We start from the raw sequence: 7066 nt of genomic DNA on the forward strand, positions 1-7066 counted from the left end.
CTGGGTCAGCCCACCTCGACGGCGAGGCCCGCCACCACCTCGACCCGCGGCCACGCCGCGAGCAGGTCCCCGGGCAGCAGGATCTTCGATGCGCGGACCCCGGACCCGATGAGCGCCTCGCCCTGGGCGACCCGTGCGTCCAGGAGCACGCGGAACCGGTCGGGCAGCCCGAGCGGCGTGATCCCGCCGTACTCCATCCCCGACTCGGCGACGGCGACGTCGGTCGAGAGGAACGAGGCCTTGCGCACGTCGAGGAGCCGCTTGATCCGCGAGTTGACGTCGGCGCGGGTGGTGGCCCGCACCACGGCCGCGGCGACCCGCTCCTCGCCGTCGCGCCGTCCGCCGACGAGCACGCAGTTGGCCGACACCGCCAGGTCGAGGCCGTAGGCGTCCGTCAGCGCCTGGGTGTCCGCGAGGTCGGGGTCGATGCGCGCCACGAGGACCTCGTGCGCGACTCGCGGCTCGGTCTGGGTCCACATGCGCAGCATGGCCAGGACCGAGGGCGCGAGCACGGCCGGGTCGGCCTGTCCGGCGGCCAGCGCCGGGAGCCACTCGAGCGCGCCGCGCGGCGAGGATGCCGGTGCGCCCTCGCCGTCCCGCGCGTCGAGGTGCGTCACCGCTGGTAGGTCGCGGTGAGCGTCGCGCGCGCGAGGGTGCGGAAGAGCGCCGTGAAGGCGACCGCGGTCGGCGACGCCTCCGGGTCGAGGTCGAGCGTGTCGACGTCGAGCGCGTGCACCGCGAAGACGTAGCGGTGCTCGCGGTCGCCGGCGGGCGGCGCCGCGCCCTCGTAGGCGTGCGTGCCGCCGTCGTTGCGCACGTGGAACGCGGCGCCCGGGAGCATGAGGTCGCTCGCGCCGGCGTCCGTGTCCAGCTCGGTCACCGAGGCGTCGAGGTCGACGACGGTCCAGTGCCAGTAGCCGGCGGGCGTGGGGGCGTCCGGGTCGAAGCAGCTCACGACGAAGCTCTGCGTCTCGGGCGGGAAGCCCGACCACGCCAGGTGCGGGGAACGGTTGCCGGCGTGCGCCGCGAAGTCGTCCCCGAGCGGGGCTCCGTCGATGAGGTCCCGGCTCGTGAGCGTGAAGCTCGGCACGGGCGGCAGCTGGTCGTAGGGCGCGGGCGCCACCGGTCGCTGGGAGAGGTCCACGGCGCCAATCTACGCCGACGAGCGGGGCAAGGTCCCGGTTCCCCAGGGTGTGGCGCCGGTACCGTGGAGGGGTCCCCGGTGTTCCAGCGCGGTCCGCCGCGGGGCCGGACGCCATCGTCGGCGTCCCCCACCCACCGCGCGACAGTTCAAGGAGTGGTCTCCATGCGCACGCCGGACAGGCGGGCCGAGGCGCGGTCGTCGCTGCGCCGTTCCGTTCTCACCGGGTGGACCCGTCCGCCCGGCGCCGTGCGACGCACGGCGCAGGACCGGCACGACGTCGAGCAGGCAGCCCTGCTGGGCGGTTACCTCATCCACCGCTCGCCCCAGGAGCGCTGACGCACGACGGCGAGCCTCACGTCGGAAGGAAGTGCTCGCGGGTGGGCCGCCTACGATGCGTGCCCGTGATCATCTTCGGGTCCTACGTCATCCACCACACCGTGGGCGAGGGCCACTTCCACTGCCCGCAGTGCCTGGGCCAGACGGCGTACCGGCTGCGTCGGGGCCGCTGGTGGCTGCACATCCTCTTCATCCCGCTCATCCCGATGAAGCGGGCCCAGCCCTTCGTCCAGTGCGGCACCTGCCGCTCGCGGTTCGCGCTCGGCGTTCTCGGTCCCACGGAGCTCGAGCGCTACCGCCAGGCCCTGGGCGACCAGTTCCCCGCACATCTCGTGGGCCTCTCGACGGCGCAGCTGCCGAACGAGGACGAGCCCGCGGTGGGACCTGGCGTGCCGGGCCTGCCCGGGATGCCCGGCGTGCCCCAGGCCGAGCAGGTGGCCACCGATCCGTATCCCGTCGCGGGGACGCCCGGCGCGCACGCGGTCGACAGGTACGCCGCACTCGGCGGGGAGTGGCTCGCCGTCGCCCGCGGGGTCGGTGCGGAGGTGCTGCGCCGCAGCTCGCGGGTGACCGACCAGGGCGCCTGGCGGGTCACGCGGCACGCGTGGCGCGTCGGGGTGCGCGACTACACCGAGGACCACGTGCGGTTCGACGTCGAGCGCCTCGACACCTCCTACCTGCCCGTCCTGGTGCGCGAGCTCGTCGCGGACGCACGCCTCGGTCCGGCCGGTGGACGCGGGCTCGTCGCCGACGCGGTCGAGATCGCCCAGGACAACGGCGGGCTCGAGGACGCCCAGTGGGAGTGGATCGTGCGGCTCGGTCTCGAGGCCGGGGTCGGGCCGACGGCGGCCGGCGAGGTGCGGGACGGCGTGCTCGCACGCAGCTGAGCAGTTAGTTGAGGGAACAACTACCGGGTGGGCTGTGTTGCCCTGTGTGCTCCGGATCGCGGGGCACTCACGAGAGGACGGAACACATGGCACGGATCACGGTCATCGGCGGTACGGGGTACACCGGCGGGAACATCGCGCAGGTCGCGGTGGCGCGGGGGCACGAGGTCACCTCGTGGAGCCGTACGCTCCCGGTCGAGCCCGCCGACGGCGTGTCCTACGAGACCGCCGACCTCACCGCCGACGGGGTGGCACAGCGCGTCGTGGCGAACGCCGACGTCGTGGTCTCCGCGCTCTCTCCGCGCGGACCCCTCGAGGGCGCGCTCGAGGGCGTCGACGCCGCGCTCGCCGACGCCGCGAGCGCCGCAGGCGTCCGCCTCGTCGTGATCGGCGGCTTCGGCTCGCTGCGTCCCGCGCCCGACGCGCCGCGCATCGCCGAGGGCGACGACTTCCCGGCGGCCTACCGCGCCGAGTCGCTCGAGATGGCCCGGATCCTCGCCGGTCTGCAGGCGCGCGAGGGCCTCGACTGGCTCTACGTGAGCCCGTCCGGCGGGTACGGCGCCTTCAACCCCGGTGAGGCGACCGGCTCCTACCGCGTGGGTGGCGACGTCGTGGCCCCCGACGCGGGCGACGTGTCCGGCGCGGACTTCGCGCTCGCCGTCGTGGAGGAGATCGAGAACGCGGCGCACACCGGGCACATCTCCGTCTTCGGCTGAGGGGCCAGGGCGCCCGTCCGCGATGCCGCCGGCTGCTGACGGGCCGCTGCGCCGCCGTCGTCGAGATCTGCGGATCGCCTCGCCGGGTGGCCGACGCCGAGCGCGATGATCGCCAGCCCGGGGACGTGAGCTCAGGAGCCGGCGGGCAGCGGGCGCAGCGCTGCCTCGAGCTCGACCCGGTCCGCGGGGTACCAGGGTGCGAGGACCGCCACGAGTCGTGGGCGCAGCTCGGGCTCGTCGACGAGCACGCTGACCCGGAACGTGCCCGACACCTGGTCCGGCCCCCACCCCAGGAGCCGCAGCTCCTCGGCGTGCTCGGCGAGCGCGTCGGAGGCCAGCTGCGCCTCGGAGCTGCTCGGGGAGTCGGCGGAGCCCACGCAGAGCCAGCCCGGCCACACTTCGCGCAGGCTGCGGTGTGCAGCCTCCACGTCGCTGTCCTCGGTGAGCAGCACGTTGAACTCGCTGACGCCGTCCGACACGTAGGTCTCCACGTAACCGAGCAGGGCGGTGGCGCGCTCGTGCAGGAGGTTGGCCGCGTCGTGCGCCGCGGGCGGGAGGTCCGGGCCGTCGGGCCCGTCCACGAGCGCGACGGCCGACTCGTCGCCGCCTCGCCACGGGTCGTCGCACAGCGGCGCGAGAGCGGGCAGCGCGATGTCTGTGAGCTCGAGACCGTCGGGCGCGTCGGGTGCGACGGGTCGCGTGAGGGTGAACGTGTCACGGTCCCCGTCGTAGGTGCCCACCACCCAGCCCGTGCCCCAGGTGACGCCGGAGGCGTGCTCCGCGTCGGCGACGTCGTCCCAGTCCAGCCCGATGACGACCGGTCCGGAGCACTGCGGGGGGTAGGACTCGAGCACGCCGCCGAGGCACGCGACGGGGTCGGCCCCGTCACGTTGGAGCAGCGTGGTGGCCGCGGTGTAGACCGTGACGCCGGGATCCGTGACGCCGGGATCCGTGCCACCCGCGCCCGTCGAGCCGCCGGACCCGGCGGCCGCCGTGACGTCGGTGGGCTCCGCCGACGCGCCCTGCGACGCCCCCGCGCCGCCCGTGCCCGGCGCCGTGCACCCGGCGAGCAGCACGACGGCGAGCAGAGGGCCGAGCGCGCGCGTGACCGACCGGTTGACTCGCCTCGTGGACATACGGCCTCCTCGCGTGAGGCGCGGACGGCGCCGTCATCTGGCGAGTGTCCACCGCCGGCCGGTTCTTGCACCGGATCGTCCCCCTCCGGGGACTTTTGGCCCTCGCGGCCCTCAGCGCTCGGTGGTTGCGTGGAGCTGCCCGAGAGGGCCTCGGGCGCGCGGACGAAGGAGTTCGACATGACACGCACCTACGTGGTGACCGGTTCGGCGTCGGGGATCGGCAAGGCGACGGCGGAGCTGCTCACCGAGCGTGGGCACCGGGTGATCGGTGTCGACCTGCACGACGCCGACGTCGAGGTGGACCTCACCCTCGCGTCGGACCGCGCCCGCCTCGTGACCGAGGTCGCGGAGAAGGCGGGCGGAGCGATCGACGCGATCGTCGCCGTCGCCGGTCTCGCCCTGCCGGTGCCGAAGACGGTCGGCGTGAACTACTTCGGCATGGTCGCCACGCTCGAAGGGCTGCGGCCGCTGCTGGCGGGCTCCCCGGCGCCGCGGGCCGTCGGCGTGAGCTCCATGGCGAGCCTGCACCCCAACGACGCCGAGCTCGTGGACCACCTGCTGGCCGGCGACGAGCCCGCCGCCCTCGCGCGCGCGGAGATCCTCGCGAAGGACGAGCAGACCGGCGGCTTGATCTACGGCTCGACCAAGGCCGCCTTCTCGCGGTGGATCCGTCGTTCGGCGGCGAGCCCGGAGTGGGCCGGCGCGGGCATCCCGCTCAACGCGGTCGCGCCCGGCGTCATCCTCACACCCATGACGGCGGACCTCACCGACACCGAGGAGAAGCGCGAGGCGCTGCGCCAGATGGTGCCGATGCCGCTCAACGGCTTCGCCGAGGCGAGCACCGTCGCGGCGCTGCTGGCGTGGCTCGCGAGCGAGGAGAACACGCACCTGTGCGGTCAGGTGATCTTCGTCGACGGTGGGTCCGACGTCGTGATCCGTGGCGACTCGACCTGGTGATCCGCCGCCGCGTCGTGGTCCGCCGACCCGCGGTGGTCAGCCGCCGGGGCGGAAGGCCGAGCCCATGAGGCCGTCCGCCACCGGCAGGTCACCGCGCTCGACGGCGGACACGAGCGTCGCGTGGTCGGCCTCCGTCTGGTCGGCGTACGCCCGCGCGAAGGCGGCGAAGGCTAGCGCGGGCGCGTCGTCGTCGCCCAGGTAGCCGGCGATCATCGAGGCACCCGACGTCCGCGCGTGCCCCTTGGCGAGGAGGCTGCCGACGATGCGCGCGTAGTCCACGAGCGCGCCCGCGTCGAGGCCGTCCAGCGGAACCGTGCCCTTCATGTTGCGGAAGGTGCGCACGTAGTACTGGTTGCCACCGAAGGAGGTCCAGCCCAGCAGGGGGTCCGACACGGTCTGCAGGGCCTGCTGGCTCTCCACCACGCGTTGACCCTGGTGGTCGTGCCAGGCGTGCTCGCCGTGCACGTAGCGCGCGAGCACCGAGCGCCGGGCCTGCTTGAGCTGGAGGAAGAGCACGTCGTCGGGGCTCGTGCCGACCAGCAGCGCCACGTAGGCCCGCAGTCCGACGCTGCCGACGCCGACCACCTTGTGCGCGACGTCCACGAGCTCGTACCACGCCAGGACGCGGCGCCACTGGGCCGGGAGCGTGGTGAGGTAGTCGTCCAGGCCCTGGGCGACCTGCTCGGCCACCGCGTCCGGCAGGCGTTCCACGAGGGGCGGCTCGGCGACGATCTGGCGGTGGCCATCGGCCCCCTCGCTGGTGAAGCGCGGCAGCGCGCGGTCGCTCGTGCGCTTGCGCGCCGCCTTCGCGGCGCGGCGGATCGCGTCCCGCAGCGTCGGGTCGGTCGCGGTGTCGGCGAGGTGCGTGACGTCCATCCGCTCGTAGGAACGCTGGACGAGCGGGATCTCCGCGAGGCGGGCCACCTCGTCGCGGTAGGCCGTGACGCAGGCGACGACGGCGTCGCGGCAGGCCTCCTCGGTCTGACCGTTCTCGCGGCCCGCCACCCACGTGCTCGCGGTGAGCCGGGCGAGGTCCCACTCCCAGGCGCCGACGTGGGCCTCGTCGAAGTCGTTGATGTCGAGCACCTGCTCGCCCTCGGGGGAGCGGTAGAAGCCGAAGTTGCCCAGGTGGGCGTCGCCACCGACGACCGGGGTGATGCCGGTGACGGGAAGGCGGGCGACGTCGTCGGCCATCACGACCGCCGAACCGCGCAGGAAGCCGTACGGGGAGCCGATCATGCGGCCGATGCGAATGCCGACGAGGTGCGCGAGCCGGCCGTCGTGCGAGGCGCGGATGAGCGAGACGACCTGGGGGCGGTCGCGCTGCACGGTCCACTGACCGAGGGCTTCGACCGGACGAGTCTGCCGGAGCGTGCGGCCCATGGCGTGCCGCTCGTCCCGGCTCTGGAGGCGGGCGCGCAGCGTGAGGGCGCCGTGGGCGGGGTCGGTTCCGGTGAGGGGCGTGAGGAGGCGCGTCAGCTGGGCCACGGAGCGATCACACCAAAGCCACGGACGGCGGGCAACCGCTGCACGCACATCGCGGCTTCCGCCGCGCGCCGCACGCGCCGCTTCGGCGCACCCGGCACACCCGGCACACCGCGCGCCGCCGCGCGCCGCCGCGCGTGCAGCACCCCCGCGCGCCAGGCAGTCCCGTGCTCTCCGTGCGCCGCGCGCCGTGCAGTCCCGTGCTCTCCGTGCGTCGCGCGCCGTGCAGTCCCGTGCTCTCCGTGCGTCGCGCGCCGTGCAGTCCCGTGCTCTCCGTGCGTCGCGCGCCAGGCAGTCCCGTGCTCTCCGTGCGTCGCGCGCCAGGCAGTCCCGTGCTCTCCGTGCGTCGCGCACCAGGCAGTCCCGTGCTCTCCGTGCGTCGCGCACCAGGCAGTCCCGTGCTCT

Annotated in this window: 8 protein-coding genes; 4 read left to right on the plus strand and 4 right to left on the minus strand. The window is 74.4% G+C overall.

Going from position 1 to position 7066, the window contains the following annotated elements; translation table 11 throughout:
- Positions 1–5: 5 nt before the first annotated feature.
- Positions 6–617: a YbaK/EbsC family protein gene (locus FH969_RS03855; RefSeq protein WP_425462447.1), complete on the minus strand. Its 612-nt coding sequence runs from the start codon at positions 615–617 to the stop codon at positions 6–8.
- Complete coding sequence (locus FH969_RS03860; RefSeq protein ID WP_108719771.1) at positions 614–1144, minus strand: YbhB/YbcL family Raf kinase inhibitor-like protein; 531 nt, start codon at positions 1142–1144, stop codon at positions 614–616. Before FH969_RS03860 ends, FH969_RS03855 begins: the two co-directional genes overlap by 4 nt.
- 162 nt (positions 1145–1306) lie before the next feature.
- Here FH969_RS03860 and FH969_RS15120 point away from each other — a divergent pair, with 162 nt between their 5' ends.
- The 3 genes from FH969_RS15120 to FH969_RS03870 all read left to right on the plus strand — a co-directional run bounded on the left by FH969_RS15120 (position 1307) and on the right by FH969_RS03870 (position 3083).
- Complete coding sequence (locus FH969_RS15120; RefSeq protein WP_159096596.1) at positions 1307–1480, plus strand: hypothetical protein; 174 nt, start codon at positions 1307–1309, stop codon at positions 1478–1480.
- Between the two features lie 65 nt (positions 1481–1545).
- The gene (locus FH969_RS03865; RefSeq protein WP_180359655.1) at positions 1546–2367 is read left to right on the plus strand and encodes a zinc ribbon domain-containing protein; all 822 of its coding nucleotides are present in this window, start codon (positions 1546–1548) and stop codon (positions 2365–2367) included.
- A gap of 86 nt (positions 2368–2453) precedes the next feature.
- Positions 2454–3083, plus strand: coding sequence for an NAD(P)-dependent oxidoreductase (locus tag FH969_RS03870; protein ID WP_108719773.1), 630 nt, complete (start codon positions 2454–2456; stop codon positions 3081–3083).
- 131 nt (positions 3084–3214) lie between these two features.
- Here FH969_RS03870 and FH969_RS03875 read toward each other — a convergent pair whose 3' ends face one another.
- Positions 3215–4219 (minus strand): hypothetical protein, encoded by a 1005-nt coding sequence (locus FH969_RS03875; protein WP_139986200.1) that lies wholly within the window; start codon positions 4217–4219, stop codon positions 3215–3217.
- A 177-nt stretch (positions 4220–4396) separates the two neighbouring features.
- Here FH969_RS03875 and FH969_RS03880 point away from each other — a divergent pair, with 177 nt between their 5' ends.
- A complete protein-coding gene (locus FH969_RS03880; RefSeq protein WP_139986201.1) occupies positions 4397–5176 on the plus strand; it encodes an SDR family oxidoreductase in 780 nt (259 codons plus the stop codon).
- 36 nt (positions 5177–5212) lie between these two features.
- On the opposite strand, the gene FH969_RS03885 is transcribed toward FH969_RS03880, so the two are convergent.
- Positions 5213–6664 carry a DUF2252 domain-containing protein gene (locus FH969_RS03885; protein WP_246071690.1) on the minus strand — a complete coding sequence of 484 codons (1452 nt, stop codon included), beginning with the start codon at positions 6662–6664 and terminating at the stop codon, positions 5213–5215.
- Positions 6665–7066 lie beyond the last annotated feature (402 nt).

Source organism: Miniimonas arenae, assembly GCF_006351005.1.
GTDB classification, from domain to species: domain Bacteria; phylum Actinomycetota; class Actinomycetes; order Actinomycetales; family Beutenbergiaceae; genus Miniimonas; species Miniimonas arenae.